The 21,044-nt window shown below is 55.5% G+C and carries 15 protein-coding genes; 10 read left to right on the forward strand and 5 right to left on the reverse strand.

Translation table 11 applies throughout. The features are described 5' to 3' along the window. The first annotated feature begins 81 nt into the window (after nucleotides 1–81). Nucleotides 82–2,229 (forward strand): ABC transporter transmembrane domain-containing protein, encoded by a 2,148-nt coding sequence (locus tag GSF01_RS00115; protein WP_159880987.1) that lies wholly within the window; start codon nucleotides 82–84, stop codon nucleotides 2,227–2,229. A 162-nt stretch (nucleotides 2,230–2,391) separates the two neighbouring features. Here GSF01_RS00115 and GSF01_RS00120 read toward each other — a convergent pair whose 3' ends face one another. Continuing rightward, entirely contained in the window at nucleotides 2,392–3,255 is an 864-nt protein-coding gene (locus GSF01_RS00120; protein WP_159880988.1) for a carbohydrate ABC transporter permease, read from the reverse strand. 17 nt (nucleotides 3,256–3,272) lie between these two features. Beyond that, on the reverse strand, nucleotides 3,273–4,220 hold the full coding sequence (locus tag GSF01_RS00125; protein ID WP_159880989.1) for an ABC transporter permease: 948 nt from the start codon (nucleotides 4,218–4,220) through the stop codon (nucleotides 3,273–3,275). 272 nt (nucleotides 4,221–4,492) lie between these two features. Here GSF01_RS00125 and GSF01_RS00130 point away from each other — a divergent pair, with 272 nt between their 5' ends. From GSF01_RS00130 to GSF01_RS00145, 4 genes are all read left to right on the forward strand, one after another. Beyond that, nucleotides 4,493–6,655, forward strand: coding sequence for a helix-turn-helix domain-containing protein (locus tag GSF01_RS00130; protein ID WP_159880990.1), 2,163 nt, complete (start codon nucleotides 4,493–4,495; stop codon nucleotides 6,653–6,655). Between the two features lie 145 nt (nucleotides 6,656–6,800). Continuing rightward, nucleotides 6,801–7,079: a hypothetical protein gene (locus GSF01_RS00135; protein ID WP_159880991.1), complete on the forward strand. Its 279-nt coding sequence runs from the start codon at nucleotides 6,801–6,803 to the stop codon at nucleotides 7,077–7,079. Next, entirely contained in the window at nucleotides 7,058–8,308 is a 1,251-nt protein-coding gene (locus tag GSF01_RS00140) for an extracellular solute-binding protein (RefSeq protein WP_235941182.1), read from the forward strand. Before GSF01_RS00135 ends, GSF01_RS00140 begins: the two co-directional genes overlap by 22 nt. Before the next feature lie 38 nt (nucleotides 8,309–8,346). Further along, nucleotides 8,347–10,326, forward strand: coding sequence for a rhamnogalacturonan lyase family protein (locus tag GSF01_RS00145; protein WP_159880992.1), 1,980 nt, complete (start codon nucleotides 8,347–8,349; stop codon nucleotides 10,324–10,326). A 78-nt stretch (nucleotides 10,327–10,404) separates the two neighbouring features. Here GSF01_RS00145 and GSF01_RS00150 read toward each other — a convergent pair whose 3' ends face one another. Next, a complete protein-coding gene (locus tag GSF01_RS00150) occupies nucleotides 10,405–11,712 on the reverse strand; it encodes an aminotransferase class I/II-fold pyridoxal phosphate-dependent enzyme (RefSeq protein ID WP_159880993.1) in 1,308 nt (435 codons plus the stop codon). A 358-nt stretch (nucleotides 11,713–12,070) separates the two neighbouring features. On the opposite strand from GSF01_RS00150, the gene kduI reads away from it, so the two are divergent. Then, entirely contained in the window at nucleotides 12,071–12,904 is an 834-nt protein-coding gene (gene kduI / locus GSF01_RS00155) for a 5-dehydro-4-deoxy-D-glucuronate isomerase (protein WP_159880994.1), read from the forward strand. 443 nt (nucleotides 12,905–13,347) lie between these two features. On the opposite strand, the gene glsA is transcribed toward kduI, so the two are convergent. Further along, entirely contained in the window at nucleotides 13,348–14,292 is a 945-nt protein-coding gene (gene glsA, locus GSF01_RS00160; RefSeq protein WP_159880995.1) for a glutaminase A, read from the reverse strand. 317 nt (nucleotides 14,293–14,609) lie between these two features. Here glsA and GSF01_RS00165 point away from each other — a divergent pair, with 317 nt between their 5' ends. The 4 genes from GSF01_RS00165 (at nucleotide 14,610) to GSF01_RS00180 (ending at nucleotide 19,847) form a co-directional block, all read left to right on the forward strand. Next, on the forward strand, nucleotides 14,610–15,944 hold the full coding sequence (locus tag GSF01_RS00165) for an ABC transporter substrate-binding protein (protein ID WP_159880996.1): 1,335 nt from the start codon (nucleotides 14,610–14,612) through the stop codon (nucleotides 15,942–15,944). A gap of 100 nt (nucleotides 15,945–16,044) precedes the next feature. After that, the gene (locus GSF01_RS00170) at nucleotides 16,045–16,914 is read left to right on the forward strand and encodes a carbohydrate ABC transporter permease (protein WP_159880997.1); all 870 of its coding nucleotides are present in this window, start codon (nucleotides 16,045–16,047) and stop codon (nucleotides 16,912–16,914) included. A 139-nt stretch (nucleotides 16,915–17,053) separates the two neighbouring features. Continuing rightward, complete coding sequence (locus GSF01_RS00175; RefSeq protein WP_235941218.1) at nucleotides 17,054–17,839, forward strand: carbohydrate ABC transporter permease; 786 nt, start codon at nucleotides 17,054–17,056, stop codon at nucleotides 17,837–17,839. 136 nt (nucleotides 17,840–17,975) lie between these two features. After that, nucleotides 17,976–19,847, forward strand: coding sequence for a cache domain-containing sensor histidine kinase (locus GSF01_RS00180; protein WP_159880999.1), 1,872 nt, complete (start codon nucleotides 17,976–17,978; stop codon nucleotides 19,845–19,847). A 239-nt stretch (nucleotides 19,848–20,086) separates the two neighbouring features. Here GSF01_RS00180 and GSF01_RS00185 read toward each other — a convergent pair whose 3' ends face one another. Next, the gene (locus GSF01_RS00185; protein WP_235941183.1) at nucleotides 20,087–20,449 is read right to left on the reverse strand and encodes a group I truncated hemoglobin; all 363 of its coding nucleotides are present in this window, start codon (nucleotides 20,447–20,449) and stop codon (nucleotides 20,087–20,089) included. Nucleotides 20,450–21,044 lie beyond the last annotated feature (595 nt).

Raw genomic sequence — 21,044 nt, forward strand, 5'->3', positions numbered from 1 at the left:
GCTTTTGCGAAGCCGCCCTGTGCGCATTTACACACCAAGGAATCTGCTGTAATCTAACTGTACAGGGAGGCATATGAACACATGAAGTCCATTCGAATGATGCTGAGATATTTTACTCCATATAAGCTTCTCTTTAGCGTTTTTTTGATAAGCATTCTCTTCGAGGTCGCCTATGGGGTAGCTGCCCCCTTGAGCTTGAAATACTTGGTGGATGACGCGTTCACCCCCAAGGATTTTCAAGCGTTCCTGCTAATTATGGGAATATTGCTCGCAGGTGGATTTTTGAATATTTGTGCCAGCGGGTTTGGGGATTATGCGCTGGGCAAGTTGAGCGGCGAGGGGATCCGCAAGCTGAGGATGGAGCTGTTCGCCAGTCTGCAGCGGCAATCGCTTCCTTTCTATCAACGGTATCGCGTGGGCGATCTGGTCACTCGCTTCTCAGGGGATATGTCCTCGGTCGAGAGGGTTATCCGGGGTTCGAGTCCCATGTTTCTCGGGGAAACGTTGAGCGTCCTGCTCGGGCTTGTTATGTTGTTCTCCATCGAATGGAAGCTGACGCTTGTCATGGTAGCCGGTTCGGCGCTGATGCTGGTCGGACCGAGGCTGCTCCATCGCCGGGCGGAGGCGGACAATGAGAATTACAAGGCGGCTCAGGAACGCTTCTCGAATACGATCGATGAGATGGTGAAGGGCCATAGAACCATTAAGAGCCTTCATCAGCAAAGCCGGTTCCGGGAGCGCGGCCGGCAGCAAGTTCATGCGCTGTTTTCCCTCGGATTAAAGCTTCATATGACGAATGCCCTGATGGAGCGTTTGCCCTTAACGGCCCTCATGATTTTGAACGGCACGATGCTTGGCTACGGTGGATATTTAATCTTTCATGACGAGATGTCCATCGGCGGCTTTATTGCTTTTTTTACCTTATTCATGACGGTAGGCCAGTCCGGCTCCAATCTCTCCTTTCTGATCCCAAGCCTGATCGAATCAAGTGTCAGCTTCAAGCGGATCGGAGAAATTCTCCATCATCCCCCTTCCGTCCCGGAAGCGGATTCCCCCCTGGAGCTGCCGCCAGCCTTCTCGTCGATGCGCATGGAGGGAGTGTCCTTCGGCTATACCGAGGAGAGCGATCAATTGAAGAAGGTTAGCGTGCAAATAACGGCGGGCAGCTATGTCGCCTTCGTCGGGTCGAGCGGCTCCGGCAAGAGCACGGCCTTGCAGCTCCTGTCGCGATTTTACGACCCCAGAGAAGGGACCGTTTCTATCGATAAGTACGACTTGCGCGAGGTAAGCGAGGCTTCCTTAAGGAAGCTGGCCTTGCTAGTGACCCAGGATACTTTCCTGTTTAACTCTACGCTTCGGGATAATTTGCTGCTCGATAGCGTGGGCGTGACGGATGCCGATATGGTGGAGGCGGCGAGGCAGACGGGGATCCACGAGGTTATTGAACGCTGGCCTGAAGGATATGAGACGCGTATTCTACAGGAAGGCGGTACATTGTCAGGGGGGGAGAGACAGCGTATTGCACTTGCCAGAGCGCTTCTAAGAAAGCCGAAGCTGCTGCTGCTCGATGAGGTGACCTCGGCGCTCGACCCTGCCTCCGAATCGACGATCAACGAGCTGATCCATCGAATCCGCGGGCAGCAGACGATTGTTTCCGTTACCCACCGACTGGCCTCGGTCATCCATGCGGACCAGATTCATGTGTTCCAGGAAGGAAGGATCGTGGAATCAGGGACCCATCCGGAGCTGCTGGAGCGCAAGGGAGTTTATTCCGGCTTGTGGGAGAAGCAGCAGGGCTTTCATCTGTCCTCGGACGGACTTCATGCCTCGGTGGAAGTGGAAAGGCTCGCCAGGCTGCCCTTCTTCAAAGGAGTCGAGCTTCCACTGCTCCACGACATCTCGGGCCTGTTTACGACCGAAACGTGCAAGGAAGGCGAGGATATCGTGCGCGAGGGAGAGGAGGGTCATACCTTCTACATCATCGTCCGCGGGAAGTTCGAAGTCATCAAGCAAATTCCCGAGGAAGGGGAGAGGCGGGTGGCTTATCTGCAGGACGGGGATCATTTTGGAGAGGTTGCTCTCCTGAGGGACGCACCTCGCAATGCTACGGTAAGGGCCATGGGCCCATCGGTGCTGCTGGCTGTCAGACGGGAAGCGTTCCAATGTTTAACGGCAAAGGCTCCGCAAATCCTGGTCGAGCTGCAGCGGACCTTGGAGCTGCGGTCTTAGATCCGGGAGCTAGAAAGAGGGACTTTAGGTTGACGAGCTTGAAGCCGATAAAGTCCGTAGCCGAATGGTCAAAAGGGACTGACGGGGAAAACCCGCAAGTCCCTTTTTTTATCGGCAGGATCGATGAGTTTGGACATGTCCGCCATGGCGGACAAGGAGTTCCTAGCCCTTCACCGCTCCCAGCATCACACCCTTGACGAAGTACTTCTGAATGAACGGGTACACGATAATGACGGGAAGGGCAACAAGAAATATAGAAGCCGTGCGCACCGACAGCGAGGACGTCTCCGCGATAGCCCCCATATCCCCAAGTACGGTAGCCATCTCCAGCTGGACGACCATATCTCTCAAAAATATTTGAAGAACATGCAGCTTCGGCGAGTTAATGTAAACAACGGCATCCATATAAGTGTTCCAGTGATGAACCGCGATGAACAGGCCGATCGTAGCGATGGAGGCTGTGGATAGCGGCAAGTAAATCTTGAAGAAGATCGTCCAATCGTTCGCACCGTCGATCTTGGCCGATTCCTCCATACTGTCCGGCACGTTCTCGAAGAACGACTTCAGCAGAATAACGTTCCACGTACTGATAGCCGAAGGGATGACGAGCGCCCAGATGGTGTCGATCAGGCCGGTGCCCTTGACGATCAGATAGGTAGGAATGATGCCGCCGTTAAACAGCATGGTCACGATAATGTACAGCATGAACAGCTTATGCCCCGGTAAGTATCGCTTGGACAGCACATAGGCGAAGCTGAGCGACAGGGCCAGATTGATCGTCACGCCAAGCACTGTACGCTGGATCGTATTGACGAAGGCGGTCAGGAACCGTTGATTATCGAGAATGATCTGGTAAGCCTTCAGGTCAAAGCCCTTCGGCCATAGAAGCAGCTCGCCCTCCTTGAGCAGCTGCGGATCGCTGATGGAAGTCAGCATGACGTAATAGAAGGGCATGAAGGTGATCAGGGCAAAGGCAACAAGAATCGAGCCTATAGCGAAATTGGCAAGTGAAAAGTTTTTGCTCATGACGTGAGTGCTCCTTCCTACCACAATGAATTATCGCTGAATCGCCGCGCGACCCGGTTAGCGCTCCAGATCAGCACGAAGCCGATCACCGATTGGAACAGACCGATCGCCGTTGTCAGACTGAACCGGGCATCCTGCAGACCGATCCGGTAAATATAGGTGCTCAGCACGTCGCCGACATCGTAGACGGACGGGTTGTACATGACATAGATCTGCTCGAAGCCATAATCGAGCATCGTACCGATCTTGAGGATCAGCAATAGAATAATCGTATTGCGGATGCCCGGTATCGTTATATGAAGCAGCTTATGCCAGCGATTGGCGCCGTCGATCGTGGCCGCCTCGTACTGCTCGGGATCGATCGATGACAGCGCCGCCAAATAAATGATCGCTCCCCAGCCGCTTTCCTTCAGTATCAGCGAAGTGATGATCGTCGGCCGGAAATAGTCGGACATGACCATGAAGTGGATCGTATCCAGACCGAAAGCCGTCCGGATCTGATTGACCAGCCCCTCATTCGGCGACAGCAGCTGAATGACGATCCCCCCGAACACGACCCAGGACAGAAAGTGCGGAAAGTACACAATGGTCTGAATCCAGCGCTTGAAGACGATATTTTTCAGCTCATTGAGCAGCAGTGCCAGAATGATCGGCGCCGGGAAAGAAAAGAGCAGCTCATAGACATTCATCATAATCGTATTTTTCACGATGCGGTAAAAATCCGGGTAACTGAATAAAAACTCGAAATGCGCCAAACCGACCCAGGGGCTGCCCCAAATCCCCTTGGCAAAATTGAAATTTTTGAACGCGATAATGAGCCCGTACATGGGCAAATACTTGTAAATCAAATACCAAATGAATCCCGGCAGCATCAGCAGGTATAAATACTTGTACTTGCTCCATGCGGACCAAATGGCTGCGAGCCGGCTCTTTTTGGTTGAGGCAGCGGAGGTGATTGCTTTCATCCTGATCGTCCTTTCCCTTGGCTTATGGCCGTTCTTGCGTCTCCTATCGGCGTTACGGCTCCGGTGTAGACCCCATTATAGGAGAGGAGGCCGCGCCAGGCATATGTCTACTTTTTTGAGGTATGTATAATTTTTGTGGTGACGGGATGAACGATTTTTGAAGCGATGATTAGTTATTTGAATGAGGGGGAAAGTGACCCGATCGGGGAAGAAGGGCCGCCTGCCGGTGTGCTATAATGGCTTCAAACGCAAGGCAGGAGGCCGAAGACTCGATGATGCTCCCCTTTATCCAACGCATTAAGGACCGCTCCGTATTTGTTTTATCGCTCGTGATTCTCCTTATTTTTTCCGCTTCCGTCTTTCTGTACGATCAGAGCGTTCGGTCCGAGTACCGGAAGGAACGCGTCTTTGTTTATCAAAAAAATCATGAGAAAGCGTTCTCAACGCTGTTTCTGTTTACGGAACGGCTTCAATCGGTGTACCGTCAGGTGCTGATTAACCGGGAAATCACCGAATGGCTGACGATGCCCGGCGAGCTCGTCACGGATATGTACAGGCTCAGCCGCATTCAAAATTCATTTATTGAACTCATCAACAGCCATTCGGGCATCTCTTCCTTTTATTTGCACAACAAGACCAATGATCTGGTGCTCTCCACTCCGTACATGCTGACCGAGCTGAAGGATTTCCCCAATCATCGCGTCTTCGAGCAGTTTGAATACGGCAGAGAGAATGAACAGTGGCAGTGGCAAACCTTCGATCCGGACATTACGGAGCCGAACGGCTCCCCTATTATATCGATGACCGCCGGCCTGCCCTCTCGCAACAAAAAGGGAGCGGTAGCCATAAACGTCAGCCGCGCTTATATGGCCGACACGCTGCTGGAGGAGAGCCCGTATCTGCTGTGGCTGGATGAGCAGGACCGGATTCTGCTGGCCGGTGACGCACGCATCGCCGGTTTCTATAACGAGCATGCGAAGGAGATTTGGGCTACCAAGGCGGCGTCCTTCTTCTATAAGGATCATCTGGTCATAACCTCCGCATCCGACACGGGCAAGTGGAAGCTGCTGACGATCATGCCGCAGCAGGTGCTGACGGAAGGGGGAACGGAGCACAAGGCGTACAAATATATCATACTCGCCTCCTGCCTCGCACTTGGTCTGCTGCTGCTGCTGTACTTCCGTCTGATCCGCCGGGAGCAGGACAAGCTGGCCAAGAGCAATCTGGAGCATAATCTGGATGATCTTCGTAACGGGCTTGTTACGGACCTGCTGAACGGCAAGCCGGTATTGGCCGGGCTGGAGGAGAAGTCGAAGCAGTACCAGATCAATCTGAGGGGCGCGGGCTATCAAGTTATCGTGTTTCAGATCGACGATTATTACAACTACCTGCTGACCAAGACGAACAGCGAGCGCTTTGTGATGAACAAGATCATTTTCAACGCGATCCGCTGGTCATTCGCCTTAAAGTTCAATGCGCATATTATGAATACGGAGCTGGAGAAGGTGACCGTGCTGATCTGCTACGATACCCCGGGTGAAGCGGCGCAGGAACGCTTGAACGAGACGATCCGCTATATCCAGAACGATATCAAGGAAAACTGCGGCTTGACGGTTTGCGTAGGCGTAAGCGAGATCGCGGACGATGTGGCGCATGTCCATTCCTGCTATGCGCATGCGATGCTGGCGGTCGACTACAAGTCCATCTACGGGAAGCATTCGCTGATTTACTATGAGCAGTTGTCCTTCACGGGTTCAGTCTCCTTGCCGAAACTGTCGCAAAGCATCCATCAGATGGCGGGGGATCTGGAGGCGGGCAGGCTGGACCGGATCGAAAGCTGCCTGGAGTCGATCCTCGAAGAGCTGATTGCGGACCGTCAATTCACGCTCGACTGGATTCATGCGTTATTCGCCAATATCATGTCGGTTATTATGAAGTTTGCCATCGAGCACCGGATCGACATCCAGCAGCAGTGCAAGGAGGACCCCTTCATCACGCTGTACAGCTATGAATTTCTGGAGGAGAAGAAGGCGTACGTCCTGAAAATCTGCGCGCTGCTGATCGAGCTCGTCCATGCGCCTCACGAGCGGGTCAACTCGACGGGGAAAATGATCATCGATTATATCGATCAGCATTTCGATTCTCCCATATCGTTAAGTATGCTGGCGGAGAAGCTGTCGATGAGTCCTTCCTATCTCAGTGTGGTGATCAAAAATCAGCTCGGTATCGGATTTATCGATTACATCAGCCGGCTGCGCATTCAGAAAGCGATTCGTCTGCTGGAGAATGACGACCTGACCATCCAGCATATCGCCGAGCAGTGCGGATACGATACGGTTCATACGTTCATCCGCCAATTCAAGAAGACCTATCAGCTTCCGCCTAATGAATATCGGAGCCGCCGGCGCAGCGAAAATATGGAGCACAAAAAATAGACAGACGCCTTTCATAAATTCTGTACATGGTCTTAAGGATTATTCATTGCGGTTAGGCGTCCGCTCATTAGAATGAAGAAGTATCCGCTGCCGCTGCCTAAGCGGCGGGCATAGCGGAAATCGACTGGTTGATCAGGAGGTCTGTATGGCGATTCATGTAAAAAGAAGATCCTGGCTTGCACTTGTCGCTGCCGCGCTTGCGGTCGGCGGATGCAGCTCGGGAGGCGGGGATGTTAAAAGCGGAGAGGCCGCAGAGCCGGACAAGGTGCCCAGCTTTAAAGTGATGTTCGACTATAACGTCGACGCCAAGGGCATGTCGCTGAGCGACAATGAGTATATTGATTACCTACAGCAGCAGACGGGCGTACGGTCGAGCTGGAATCTCCGGGATCGGCCGGTTACGTGGACAAGCTCAACATTATGATGGCCTCGGGCGAGTACCCCGACGCGTTCGCGCTAACCGAAAATTTCAAAAGCAAGCTGCTCCAGTTTGCCAACGACGGCTTGCTTACCGATCTTTCGCCGTATTTGGACAAGTACCCGAATCTCAAAAATGTCATGCCTAAGGAGGCCTGGCTGCCGGTCACCCAGGAGGGGAAAATATGGGCCATTCCGTATAACCGGCACGATGGCTTCACCCAGGTGGTGTACATCAATAAGAAGTGGCTGGATACGCTTGATTTGAAGCCGCCGCGCACCATCGATGAATTTTATGAGGTCATGAAGGCGTTTACAGAAAAGGACCCGGACCGCAACGGAAAGAATGATACTTTCGGGCTAGTCGGCAATAATGATTTGACTTACGGAGGCCGCATGTTTCAGGCGGCGTTCGACGCCGAATCGTACAAGTTCCGCGATAATGAGCTTCAGCCGCCGGAGATTACCGAGGAGTACCGCGACTATTTGGGGTTCATGAACAAGCTGGTGTCGGAGAAAATTCTCGATCCGGAATGGCCGACGATCACGGGAGCGATATTCCGGCAGAAGATCAATACCGGCAAGTACGGCATGTTTAACGGCTTCTGGCACTTTGCCAGCGGCAAGGAATTCGCCGACGGCGTCATGGACAACTATATCGCGGTCGAGCCGCCTCTACGCCAGGACGGGACGCCCTCGACGTTTACGTACAACTCGACGAACCGTCACTATATCGCGATCCCGCAGGGGACGAAAAATGTGGAGGCGCTGCTGAAGTTTCTGGATTGGGCCGTATCCCCCGAGGGAACCCGGTTTAACTTCCTCGGCATCGAGGGCAAGCATTATACGGAAGCGGGCGGCGCCTTCCAGAAAACTAGCACGGAGCGGGCGGCGCTGCATTGGGCGTTCTCACTCGTGAAGCACGGGCTGCTGAACGATGAAGTGAAGGCCTATATGAAGACGGAGTATAAGGACGCGGTCATCGATAATCTGACCCTCGCCACTAGCGTGGGTACGCTGGATAAAGTGGCGGCGGCGCTGCCGTATTATCCCGAGCTGGCGGCGTACAATCTGCCCAAAATCGCTCAGGAATACACCGCGAAGACGATTCTTGGCAATGAAAAGATCGATACCAGCTGGAACGACTACGTAAAGAAATACCGCTCCTCCGGCGGGGATAAGGCGATCAAGCAGTGGAGCGACTGGTATGCGAAGGAAGGCAGCAAGCTGAACTAACGAAGGAAACTCAACTACGAAGAAGGGGGCGATGAGCCGTGATTCCCGTTTTGCAAGACAGCTTCAATCAGTTTTCGATCGGACCGTTTCCCTACGATCCCAAGCATTCTGCGATCGGAGAGTACCACTATTATCCATCGGAAGGGAACAGCGGCGGCTGGTACGATCCGGTCGTTTATTACGGCTGGCTCGGTCCGACCTGGATCGTAACGGAGGACGAGGGTGTCAAGTATATGGAACAGACAAGGCCTCAGGCGGCGATTAGCAGCCACTGGCCCTTGCTGGTGAAGGGAGACGGCCGCTGGCGCGATTATAAGCTGGAGGTCACCGTCCGTCCGCTCTCGACCGCTTCGCATACGGGCATTCTGTTCCGCTACCAGCATGCCAGGCGCTATTACTTCGTCGGCTTCTCGGACGGGCGGCTGGCGCTGCTGAAGCGCGACCAGCAGCAGATCACCGAGCTGGCGTCCGTTCCGTTCGCGGCCGACTGCGATACGCGTTACCGGCTGCAGGCGGACTGCTCCGGCTCCAGTCTGTCCGTCTCCGTGGACGGCATCCCGCTGCTTTCGGCCCAAGATGACAGCTACGCCTTCGGGCGGGTTGGGCTGTCGTCGCGGATGCCCGCCCAGTACAGCGACGTGCTGGTGACGATGACGGATCGCCAGCACGAGGCCTGGACGGAGCTGCATACGGCGGATGACCGTGAGCTCGCCGAGCTCCGCAGCCGGTATCCGCAGCCCCGGCTGTGGAAGACGATCGACTTTAAGCATTTCGGCACAGCTCGCCAGATCCGCTTCGGTCATCTGACCGGCGGCAGCGAGCTGCAACTGGTGCTTGCCCAGCACCAGAAGCGGGGCCATAAGGATGCTTACGCGCATATCTCCTGCCTCACGGCAATTACGCTGGAGGGAGAGGTGCTGTGGCAGCTCGGCGAGCCGAGTACGCTTACCGACCATGCGCTGCTGTCGGCGGATCTGCCTTTCCAGGTATGCGATATCGACGGAGACGGATTCGATGAGGTGATCGTGGCGCGCAACTTCCGGCTGATGATTCTGGACGGACGTACCGGCGAGGTCAAGCGCTCCATCCCGACGCCGCTTTCCTCGGCATCCGGCGGCGAGCTGTTCAGCGTGCCCCATCACGTCTACGCGTTCGACCGGATCAATGTCGATGCGATCCGCATCGCCAATTTCTCCGGCAATCCCACTCCGACCGATATCGTGATCAAGGACCGGTATAGCCGCCTCTGGGTATACGACAGCGAGCTGACGCTGCTATGGTCGTTCCACGAGGGCATCACCGGACATTTCCCTTATACCGCCGACATCGATGGCGATGGCCGGGACGAGATGTTCGTAGGCTATCATCTGGTCGATCATGACGGCAAGCTGTTGTTTTCGCTGCCGGTGGAGACCGATCATACGGATGAGATTCTGATCGGGCATTGGCATCCGACGAACGAGGAGCCGCTGATCGCGATAGCTTCGGGAGAGGAAGGCTTTATGATCGCCGATCTGCAGGGACAGATTGTCCATAAGCATATGATCGGACACGCCCAGCGGGTGAGCGTCGGCAATTACCGTCCCGAGCTGCCGGGGCTGGAGCTGTGCGTCAGTACGTTCTGGGGCGAGCAGGGTATCGTTTATTTCTTCGATGGGGAGGGGAGGCTCATCCATCAATTCGAGCCTGCCTGCAACGGCAATCTGCTGACGCCGGTCAACTGGACGGGGGACGGACAGGATCTTGTCCTGCTTAACGGGAATACGCAGTACGGAGGACTTATCGACGGCCATGGCCGCCGTGTCGTGCTCTTTCCGGACGATGGGCATCCCGATCTGTGCGCAGAGGTGCTGGACCTGACCGGCGACGGCCGGGACGAGCTCCTGTTGTGGGATGCGCAGCGCATGTATATATACACACAGGACCGCCCAGCAGCGGCCGAAACGGTCGTCGTGCCGGAGAAGTACGCCCTGTGCAACGCCTCGAATTACCGCGGGGAGTTCCACTATCCGCGGTAATAGACGGGTAGAGAATGAGAAGGGGCTGGCCGCTCTAGCAGGTTTATCTGCTTGAGCGGCCAGCCCCTTTATGTGGTTTTATTTCGCAGCGACGCTCTGCAGATCAAGCACGCCTTGGTAGATGATATCGAACAGCTCGTCGATATTCGCTTCCTCAATGCAGGAGAACGCGACGCGCAGATCGGTATCGCCGAGGGCGATCGTGCCGACGCCATACTTGTCGAGCAGATGAGTGCGCAGCGCTTCGGCTGTGACGGTGTTCAGCTTCAGGCACATGAAGTACCCGGAGTTGAACGGATAATATTCCCAGACATCGCCGTACTTGCCGCTGTCCAGCAGCTCCTTGACGCGGTTGGCGCGGCCTTTCATGATCTCGAACTTCTCTTGCTTCTGCGCCTTGAAATCGGGCGATTGGAGCGCATGCAGGACGAAGGTTTGCGACGGATGCGGACCGCTGGAGATCGTGGCGCGGATGATGCCCATCGTCTTCTGCTCCAGCGCAGCGAGCATCGCCTCGCTCTGTCCGGCATACGTGATGAAGCCGACGCGGAATCCCCAGACGTACTCTTCCTTCGTGGCTCCGTCGATCTTGACGGATAGGATGCGCGAATTCAGCCCGGCCAGATGGCCTGCGAGCGATTCCTGCAGCGAGTTCTCGAAGAACAGTCCGAAGTAGGCGTCATCGGTGACCGCTACGACATTGATGCCGGCTTCGGCCGCTTCGCGGATCGCACCGACGATGGCGGCGCCTTCGGCGGCATCCGGCGTGTAGCCGGTCGGGTTATTCGGGAAGTTGAGCACCACGATCGCCTTGCCCTTGTCTTTCTGGGCAAGCAGAGCATCGCGGAGGCCTTGTGCGTTGAAGCGGCGCTCTGCGTTATACAGCGGGTAATAGACAAGCTCGGCTCCGCGGCGGATGCCGAAGGTCAGCTCGTAATTCTCCCAGTTTTTATCCGGGATAATGACGGCGTCGCCGGGGCCTGCGTACAGATCGGCCACGATGCTGAGCCCGTGAGTCAGGGCGTTCGTTACGATCGGATTGCCGAGGCCTTTCCCTTGGAGGGAAGGGTTCTCCTCCAGCATTTTCGCACGCCAGGCGGCGCGAAGCTCGGGCTTCCCGGCTGGCGGAGCATATTCATAAATGTCCTTCGGTTGGTAGGCGGACAAAGTATCTTGAATTACCTTCAGGTGCATCGGCTGCCCGTTCTCCAGCGCGGTGCCGATGGTGGCATTGAACTTCTTGGCTTTGACTTTCGCTTCGGCGGATTGGCTCAGGATCCCTTCCTTCGGGAAGTAAATCAGGCGTCCGAGCTCTGAAAGCATCTCATAAACATGAGGATTTTCCTGGGCGATCGTCTCGTTCAGTTTCTGAGCAAGAGGGTTCATGTATTTCATTCCTTCCAACTGGTCGTTACTTGCCTATATCAGCCCATATTATATCATTTTAAAGCAGGAGCGTCACGGTGGTTTTTCGGGTCCTGCCGATGGAGCTGGGGACGAGCGAGGGAAGGGGCCGCCCGATCTGGATTTTTCTAACTTGGCACAATGGAGGCAACTGTGATACGATAGGAGTACATCCGAAGCTTGTTCGGCAGGTGCCTTAGACGTTGTTATTGAAACGTTTAAACTAACCGGGGTCCATCGCTCTGGCTGCTTGGCATGTAAGAGCAGGAGGACCCGCCGCTGGCTTCCTACAGCTTTACTCACTATTCCAACGCTTTTATCCTAAGGAGGACGAACGTTCATGGAAATCCGTTACGCTACAAACCCGACTGAAACGAAGAACTACGATACCGAGCGCCTGCGCCAGGAGTTCCTGATCCAGCAGCTGTTCGTACCGGGCGAGCTGAAGCTTGTATACAGCCACGTAGACCGTTTTATTACGGGCGGCGCCGTACCGACCGGTGCAGCGATCAAGCTGGAAGCGCCTAAGCATGATATGGGCGCCGATTATTTCCTGGAGCGCCGCGAGATCGGCATCATCAACATCGGGGCGGCTGGTGTCGTCACGGTCGACGGTACCGACTATACGCTGGAGAGCAAGGATTGCCTCTATGTAGGTCTCGGCAATCAGGACGTTCAGTTCAAGAGCGCAGACGCATCCAACCCGGCCCGCTTCTACCTGAGCTCTACGCCGGCACATAAGAACTATCCGACGGTAAAGGTCGCGATCAGCGAAGCCGAGCCGGCGCACCTGGGTTCGATCACGAACTCCAACGAGCGTACGATCTACAAGTACATCCACCTGAACGGCGTGCAAAGCTGTCAGCTCGTTATGGGCATGACGCTGCTGAAGCCGGGCAACATGTGGAATACGATGCCTTGCCACACGCATAACCGCCGCTCCGAAGTTTACTTGTACTTCGATATGCCGGAAGACGGCGTGGTGTTCCATATGATGGGCGAGCCTACCGAAACTCGTCATCTGGTCGTCCGCAACGAGCAGGCCATCATCAGCCCGAGCTGGTCGATTCACAGCGGCGTGGGCACGAGCAACTACACGTTCATCTGGGCGATGGCCGGCGAGAACCAAGAGTTCTCCGATATGGACCATGTCGCGATGACGGATATCAAGTAATTCCTGCAAAGCCAAAACCATCCTTCCCGCTTCGTATTTGCGAGCGGAAGGATGGTTTTTTTTGGCGCTAAAGACCTCAGAGCCGCATGCTTTCCTGCTCTCGGGCATGCAAGGGACTTCCTCATGCGGCTAGTTCTAACAGCCTGCCTGAGGCTGTCGATTCATTGTGGACGGCAGCGCAGTTAAGTAAAGGCTGATCGTAACGGACACCACAGTCGCTATTTCACAAAAATGGGGCCTGTTCAAATTGTAACGGACACAGACAACCTTACTTACGTCAAAACCGCATAGAATGGGCGCAAATGCACCAAATAGCGTCATCTGAGTCCGTTAGATTTTCAATATCGCGAAAACGCTGCAAATAGAGACTCTGAGGTCCGTTAGCGAAAGCAGAACGTTTCAACTCAGTTACTCACAATGAATCGACAGCCTCTGCCCATCCTCTAAAAAATACTCCAATCGCAAGCTGCCGACATCGTCTGCAGCAGATGCACCCCGGCAACGCTGTTGCCCTTGTCATTCAGCGCAGGTCCTACGACGCCGATGCCGTAGCGTCCGGGCACGAGAGCGAGAATACCGCCGGCGACCCCGCTTTTGGCCGGAAGGCCGACCTTGATAGCGAATTCGCCGGAGGCGTTGTACATGCCGCAGGAGATCATGAAGCTTTTGGCGATCTGCACATAGCGCCTGGGAACCAGCTCCCGGCCGGTGTCCGGGTCCTTCCCGTTCAGGGCCAGCACCAGCGCCAGCCGGGCAATATGTCGGCAGGTTCCCTCGATCGAGCAGTGCCGGAAGTACACGTCCAGCACCTCCTCCACCTCTTCCTCCAAGACCCGATTATCTTTAAGGAAATAAGCCAAGGACCGGTTCCGATGTGCAGTGGCCGCCTCGGACGCTCGTACCTGCTCGTTATAGCCAAGATTCAGATCTCCGGTGAGCTCGCGGAAGAAAGCGAGAATCCGTTCGCTTTTCTCCGCAGGCGTACGACCGCGGATCAGCGAGGAAATGGCGATCGCTCCCGCATTGATCAGCGGATTGAACGGTATGCCGGGCTCGACAAGCTCCAGCTTCAGCATGGAGTTGAAGTCATCGCCGGTCGGCTCCATGCCGACCTTGCGGAACACGCCCTCTTCGCCCTGATCCATCAGCGCGAGCAGCAGCGTGAACACCTTGGAGATGCTCTGCAGGGTGAAGGGAAGCCCGCTGTCGCCGAAGGCGAGCTCCCGGCCGTCTGCCGCCGCTATCGTGATGCCGAGCGCATCGGCGGGAGCATGGGCCAGCTCCGGGATGTAGCTGGCCGGAGAGCCGTGTGCCGCCTCGCGGCGGCTGTCCTCCAGCCAGGCGGGAAGACGCTGGGACAGCAAGTCCCATTCGTTGGTTGTCAACATCGGATAGATGGCCTCCTTGAGGGTGTGGAGCGGAGCGGGGGGATCGCGTACGCATCCAATTTTTGTAGTCCGACTTGATCTCGAAGAAAGACTTCGCTGGTGGAATTATTTTAGCATACCCCGAGCAGCCTCGTATTGCCAAGAGCTTTGCACAGCTTCGAAGAGCTCCAAAGAAGAAATCGTTCTATCGGGGCCGTCTCAACCTCACAACATCGTTCCATCCACTAGAAGAAATCGTTCATTACCGGGCCGGGAGACAGGTGTTATATTGAAATGGCAAGCGAAAGCCAAGTACAGCTAACGGAGGGGACTCTAGCATGATAAAGAAAAAGACGATGACGGTATTGACCGCAATCGCCGTGTGTGCAACAGCTGCAGGCTGCTCGACCGGAACGGCGACGAATGAAGGGACGGCAAGTCCGGCAGGCGGCTCGGCCCCTGCACCGGCAGCCAAGCCGGGCGAGAAGATTACGCTGACGATGTGGGGAGGAGTGCCGGCCGAGTCGGGGCCGCAGGCTGTTGTGGATGCCTGGAATGCCAAGAATCCGGATGTTCAGGTGAAATATGAGCGCTTCGTCAACGACGATGCCGGCAACATGAAGCTGGACACGGCGCTTGCGACCCAGCAGGACGTGGACCTGTTCGTCAATTACTCCCAGACGCAGCTCCAGCGCCGGATCGATGCCGGGTTCGCGCTTGATCTGAGCACCTTCAAGGATTACAACATCGATGAGAAGATCAGCGGCGGCACGGAATGGAAGATCAATGACAAATACTATGCGATGCCCACGAGCAAAAGCCAGTTCTTCGTCTGGTTCAACAAGGATGTGCTCGACCAGGCGGGCCTAAAGGTGCCGGAAGCCTGGACCTGGCAGGAGATGAAAACGTACGCGGAAAAGCTGAAGAGCGATAACCGCTACGGGCTCGTTCAGCATCTGGAGCCTTTCCCGGACCCGCTGGATTCCGTATCGACCAAGTTCGGCTACACCAAGGCGGACGGCACCTCCAATCTGGATCATGCGCTGTACGGCCAGTGGATGGAAACGCTGAAGGCTATGATGCAGGACGGCCGGACGACGGTTCCTTACGCCGAGCAGGTGACCTCCAAGATGCCGGTAGACACGGTGTTCCTGAAGGGCGAAGCCGCCATGCTGAATGCCGGGACCTGGATATTCCGCAGCTCGAACAACATGAAGGACAATCCGAGAACGTTCAAGATCGCCTTCGCCCCCGTGCCTAGGCTTGCTGAGCAGGCGGGCGATTTCATTACCCGCGGCGGCACGGGCGACGCTATATCGGTCAATGCCAAGTCCAAGCACAGGGAAGCGGCCTGGAACTTCCTGAAGTGGTACGCGGACGGCGGCATGCTGCCGATGGTGCCGGGCGGCAGATTCCCGGCCTCCAAGGCGGTCAATGCGGATGAAACATTGAAGCTGCTGCTGGGGGAAAACGCCGCGACCTACGATCAGGAGTCGCTCAAGAAGGTGCTGTTCAACGACTCGGTCAAGTATACCCGATCGCTGCCGAAGCAGGTGCTCGATCTGCGGCAGGAGGAGTACGAGAATTTCTTCACCGGCAAGAAGGATGTCAAGGCTGCGCTGGAGTCGATGGCGAAGCGCCACAACGACTATTTGAAGCAAAATAAAAAATAACCGGTAGCAGGGAGAGCTTCGTCGGGGTAGGCAGGAATGGCCGCCCATATCCAGACGACCGGCTCTCCCGGACCACCGGTCCGGATTGGAGCGGACGTGCATGCGCAGAAGGCAGCTATGGATCGGATATGCGTTTATTATGCCGAATCTGATCGGCGTGCTCCTGTTTTTCATCATCCCGGCGTTATTCTCCGCGGTTCTGATGTTTACCGATTGGCAGTTCACAAGTCCTACCTTTCACTTCGTAGGCTTCGATAATATCAAGCGGCTTTTTAGCGACGAGCTGTTCTATGTGTCGCTCCAAAACACGGTGCTGTTCCTGGCTAGCGTCCCGGTCTCCGTAGCGCTGGCGTTCATCGTCGCGGTTATTCTGAACCGTTCGGTTTATGTGAAGACGCTGCTCCGCGCGCTTTATTTCATGCCTTACATTACAAGCGGCGTGGCCGTTGCCTTCGTCTGGATGCTGCTGTTCCAGCCTAAGCTCGGACCGATCAACAGCCTGCTCATGAACCTTGGCATCGCACATCCCCCGGGCTGGCTGACCTCTCCGGATTCTGTCATGATGGCTATCGATATCATCTGGATCTGGTTTATGCTCGGCTATAATATGATCATCTATCTTGCGGCTTTACAGGAAATATCGCCGGAGCTGCTGGAAGCGGCCAAGATGGACGGCGCTTCGGTCAGGCAGACGGTGCTGCGCATCATGCTCCCGCTTGTCAGCCCGACCACGTTCATGCTGGTCGTGACCGGACTGATTATGACGATCAAGACGTTCGGCATGATCGAGGCGCTGACGCAGGGCGGTCCCGGCAGCAGCTCGCTTATTCTGTCGCTGTATGTGTACAAGACGGCATTCCGCTATTACGAGATGGGCTACGCTTCCACTGTATCCTGGGCTTTGTTCGCTGTCATTCTGATCATTACGGGCCTCCAGTGGATCGGACAGAAGAAATGGGTGCACTATTAATGGCTAATACAACCAAAGGAGGAAGCCAGCCATGAATGCCAATGCCGACTATGCCGCCGCCCCGCGCCGCCGACCGGCCGCCGTCGCCGTGAAGAAGCAGGCGTGGCAGCGGCTCGGGAAAATCGCGGTTACCCTGATCATGCTGTTCTTCGCGGTGCTGATGGTGCTGCCGTTCATCTGGATGATCTCCACATCCTTCAAAACGCCGAGCGAGGTGTTCGAATACCCGATCGCCTGGATTCCCACCCAGCCCGTATGGGAGCATCATATCAAGATATGGACGGGATCGAGCAGCTTCGTGCCGTACTATATCAACTCCCTGAAGGTTTCGCTGATCAGCATGGCGGGCGCGACGTTCCTGTCCGCGCTGGCGGCTTACGGCTTTACCAAGGTGGAGTTCAAGGGCCGGGACACGCTGTTCCTTCTCTACATCGCAATGATGATGATTCCGCCTCAGGTGCTGTTCGTGCCGAAGTTCATTATGTTCAAGTGGCTGGGCATCTTCAACACGCACTGGGCACTGATCCTGCCCGGGATGATTACGATCTTCGGCGTGTTTATGATGCGGCAGTTCTTCATCTCGATTCCGAAGGACATCTCCGAATCCGCGTTCATCGACGGAGCCGGACACCTCCGCATCTTCGCGCAGATCATGCTGCCGCTCGCCAAGCCGGCGCTGGCGACACTGGCCATCATCGACTTCTCGTGGCACTGGAACGATTTCGAGAACGCGCTGGTGTTTCTGATCAGCCGGGAGCTGTATACGGTCCCGCTCGGCCTGCAAAATTTTATTATGGAGTTTAACGTCGATTACAACGGGATGATGGCAGCCGCCTCGGCGGGGATTCTACCGATGCTGGTGGTGTTTCTGATCGGGCAGCGGTTCATTATTCAGGGCTTGTCCAGCACGGCTGTGAAAGGGTAAGTGGAGTTGGTCAAGTGGAAACAGCCTTCTGCGAAGAAGGCTTGTTTTTGTTCGCTATCGTGTACTAAGCTGAAGGAAAGAAAAGCTGTCTTGCACGGCAAGTGAAGACGGACTCTGGAAAGGGTGGCTAACGAGCATGGATTCCTTACCAAGAAAATCAAAGCTGAAGCCGTCGGCCTGGCTGCCCCACACCTTGAGAAACCGGCTGTTTCTCGCCTTCGTCCTGCTGATCCTGCTGCCGCATGCCTTCCTGAATCTGTACAACTTCAATCGGGTGGAGGCTGTGCTCCGGAAGCAGACGGCCGATCAGAATCTGGATCAGATGCTCTCATTGAACAAATCGCTGGAGGACTTCTTGAATGTAGCCTACAAGTCCGTCATTCTCGTGGAGCAGGATGATACCGCATCCTCCGTTCTACAGGTTCCGGACCGGTATGACGAGCTGCAGCGGGTCTACCTGATCGAAACCAAGTTCAAGTCCATCATGAACAGTCTGTTTCTCAGCCTGTCGCCTGTCTACTACACGATAGTGGACTTTACGGGCCATGTCTACGCCTCTTATCAGCCCTATGAGAGCCTATCCTATGGGCGAATGACCAGCGAGCCTTGGTATGTGAAGGCGACGCAGCAGCCCGGCGTATATGCTTGGGACTGGGAGAGGAACTACACGAGCCGGGACGTGTCGCGCAGTCCGGAGCTTCTGACCTACGCGACTGCGCTGAAGAACCGCAACAACACGCCTTTTGCGGCCCTGCGCGTCAGTGTGGATGTGTATGAATGGTTCCGGCTGGCTACGCAATTTTCCCAGGAAAAGTATTTGCTGCTGGACCTGGACGGCACCATTCTCGCGGATAGCAAGCAGAGGCTGTCCGGGCAAGGGGAGAGGCTGACCGGGGTGCCCGCGCTCGTAGACAAGGGCTACTATGTGTCCGGCTCTTATCTGCATATCTACTCCAAGCTGCCCCGGCTGGATAAAGTGCTGATCAAGCAGGTTCCGCTTGACGTTATTTACGCGGAGGTGGACCGGCTGAAGCGGTCGTTTTTTACCGTATCGGTATCGCTGACGCTGGCTTTTATTACGATCACGCTGCTGATCGCCTCGACGATCACCAAGCCCTTGCATCATCTGCAGCGCCGGATGGCTGATGCGGTGGATAAGCGGTTCCGCGTGAAGCTGCCCGAGGCCAATCGCCAAGGCGAGGTGCTCCAGCTGACGCGAGCCTTCAACCGGATGATGGGCGATATGGAGGAGCTGGTTCAGCGGCTGAAGGAGGAGGAGCGGAAGAAGGAGGCCGTCCGCTTCCAGGTGCTGCTTTCGCAGACCAACCCGCATTTTCTGCTCAATACGCTCAATACGATCAAATGGCTGGCGCTGGTGGAGAAGCAGCCGGATATCGCGGAGATCTGCGTCAGCCTGGGCAAGCTGCTGGAGGCCGGGCTGAACTCCGAGCTGGAGCTGATCCATGTGCGGGAGGAGCTGCATCTCGTCGAGTCTTATATGTATATTCAAAATTTCCGCTACAAACAGCAGTTTGAGCTGCGGGTTGAGGCGGAGCCGGGGCTGGAATATGCCCTGATTCCGAAGCTGAGCCTTCAGCCGCTGGCGGAGAACAGCATCCAGCATGGCTTCATGGAGCTGGAGGGTCAAGGGCTGATCACCGTCAGGGTTTATGCCCGCGGAGACCGACTGTATCTGGAGGCAGAGGACAACGGAGCCGGCATGAAGCCGGGGACGACGCCGGGTACGAAGTTGGATACGAGACCGGATGCGGCTGGTACGACGCCGGGTACGGGCAAGCCGGAACGCAGAAGGCCCGGGATCGGGATCAGCAACCTGAGGGAGCGGCTGGAGCTGCTGTTCAAGGGAAATTCGGGGCTGGAGGTGCTGCCGCAGCAGCAGGGCACGTTGGTCCGTTTTTATTTGCCGCTGCTGCTGTCGAAGCCGTATGAGGAGACGGCGGTAGCGGATGACAAGCCGGCGGTCCAGCCGCTTCCCGGGGAGGGCTGACGTCACGCCCCGTCGGGGAATGCGATTCGGGAAGAGGCGCAGGCGGCGCGAGCGCATGCAGGACTTCCGTCAGTGGCCGGGCTTGATGCGTCAGGCGGGATCCGGCGTAGGGCGTGCGGACGAGTGGTCGAGTGGTCGAGTGGTCGAACGTTCGAGCGGTCGAGCGATTGTCGATGAGTTGAACGACCATAAGGGCGGCGAATGATTCCATTCGACTTGCCCCTTTTCACCTTTGCTCATCATTTATAGAGGATATCTTCTTTTAATGTACTTACGTGATTCAAAACTTGATTAATATCATCTTCACTCACATTAAAATGTGCAAGCGCATCATGAAGATGCTTAGCAATGGCATCGAAATGAATGGGCTGTAAATTCATCCCTTGGTGAGCTTTGGCCATCGACAATCCCGAATACTGGTTCGGACCGCCCAGAGCGAAGCTGATGAATTTAGTTTGATGTATTCGCTGCTTGTCCATGTCCGTGTTCTTGAAAAATTGATTCACTGTCTTATCAGCTAAAACAAGTTCATAGAAGTAATCAACGACTTTTTCTATCGCTGGCTCTCCGCCCACTTTTTCATATAAGGTTGCAGTACTCACGGTGTTCATCCTTTGCGTATTGAAGTGTTGGTTAATCCAATGGTTAGAATACCAATGTAGAATGAATTCATGCGACCTGATGCAGTGCACTAATCTCTGGAGGTGCCATGACCATACACATCGTGATAAAGATGCGGGAGTGGCGTGGACGCCTGTTTACTTGGTTTTATCCCATGATGCACACTCAACACAAATGGTGTTTGCTAGAAGTGCCCGAACTTCGATGCGGGAGGTTGTGAAACGAATGAACGACCTCGCAATGGACCCCAGCGCCGTTAATGTACCCGGTAACCTCGATCAAGCTTCATAACGGACACAGATGACGTTACTTGTACAGAAAGCTGCCTTCGGTTAAGAGATCCAGGCGTTTAACGGCTCCTGGGTCCGTTACATCTACCAATCAGATGAAAAAGTGCCGATAGCGGCTCTGGAGTCCGTACCGAAGGAAGGGATGCACGGCGCGCCGACGTTCTCTGGAGTCCGTCCTGCAGGTACGAACTCACGTCGAATCGACGTTCTCGGGAGTCCATCCTACAGGTAAGAACCCTCGGCGCGCCGACGGTTTCCGGAATCCGTCCTACAGGTAAGAATTCTC

The organism is Paenibacillus puerhi, from assembly GCF_009846885.1.
In the GTDB taxonomy this organism is placed as follows: domain Bacteria; phylum Bacillota; class Bacilli; order Paenibacillales; family NBRC-103111; genus Paenibacillus_G; species Paenibacillus_G puerhi.

Excerpts from the sequence above, each read along its gene's own strand:
- GSF01_RS00115 (WP_159880987.1), top strand. The coding sequence starts at position 82 with ATGAAGTCCATTCGAATGATGCTGAGATATTTTACTCCATATAAGCTT.
- GSF01_RS00120 (WP_159880988.1), bottom strand. The coding sequence starts at position 3,255 with ATGAGCAAAAACTTTTCACTTGCCAATTTCGCTATAGGCTCGATTCTT.
- GSF01_RS00125 (WP_159880989.1), bottom strand. The coding sequence starts at position 4,220 with ATGAAAGCAATCACCTCCGCTGCCTCAACCAAAAAGAGCCGGCTCGCA.
- GSF01_RS00130 (WP_159880990.1), top strand. The coding sequence starts at position 4,493 with ATGATGCTCCCCTTTATCCAACGCATTAAGGACCGCTCCGTATTTGTT.
- GSF01_RS00135 (WP_159880991.1), top strand. The coding sequence starts at position 6,801 with ATGGCGATTCATGTAAAAAGAAGATCCTGGCTTGCACTTGTCGCTGCC.
- GSF01_RS00150 (WP_159880993.1), bottom strand. The coding sequence starts at position 11,712 with ATGAACCCTCTTGCTCAGAAACTGAACGAGACGATCGCCCAGGAAAAT.
- kduI (WP_159880994.1), top strand. The coding sequence starts at position 12,071 with ATGGAAATCCGTTACGCTACAAACCCGACTGAAACGAAGAACTACGAT.
- glsA (WP_159880995.1), bottom strand. The coding sequence starts at position 14,292 with ATGTTGACAACCAACGAATGGGACTTGCTGTCCCAGCGTCTTCCCGCC.
- GSF01_RS00165 (WP_159880996.1), top strand. The coding sequence starts at position 14,610 with ATGATAAAGAAAAAGACGATGACGGTATTGACCGCAATCGCCGTGTGT.
- GSF01_RS00170 (WP_159880997.1), top strand. The coding sequence starts at position 16,045 with ATGCGCAGAAGGCAGCTATGGATCGGATATGCGTTTATTATGCCGAAT.
- GSF01_RS00175 (WP_235941218.1), top strand. The coding sequence starts at position 17,054 with ATGCTGTTCTTCGCGGTGCTGATGGTGCTGCCGTTCATCTGGATGATC.
- GSF01_RS00180 (WP_159880999.1), top strand. The coding sequence starts at position 17,976 with ATGGATTCCTTACCAAGAAAATCAAAGCTGAAGCCGTCGGCCTGGCTG.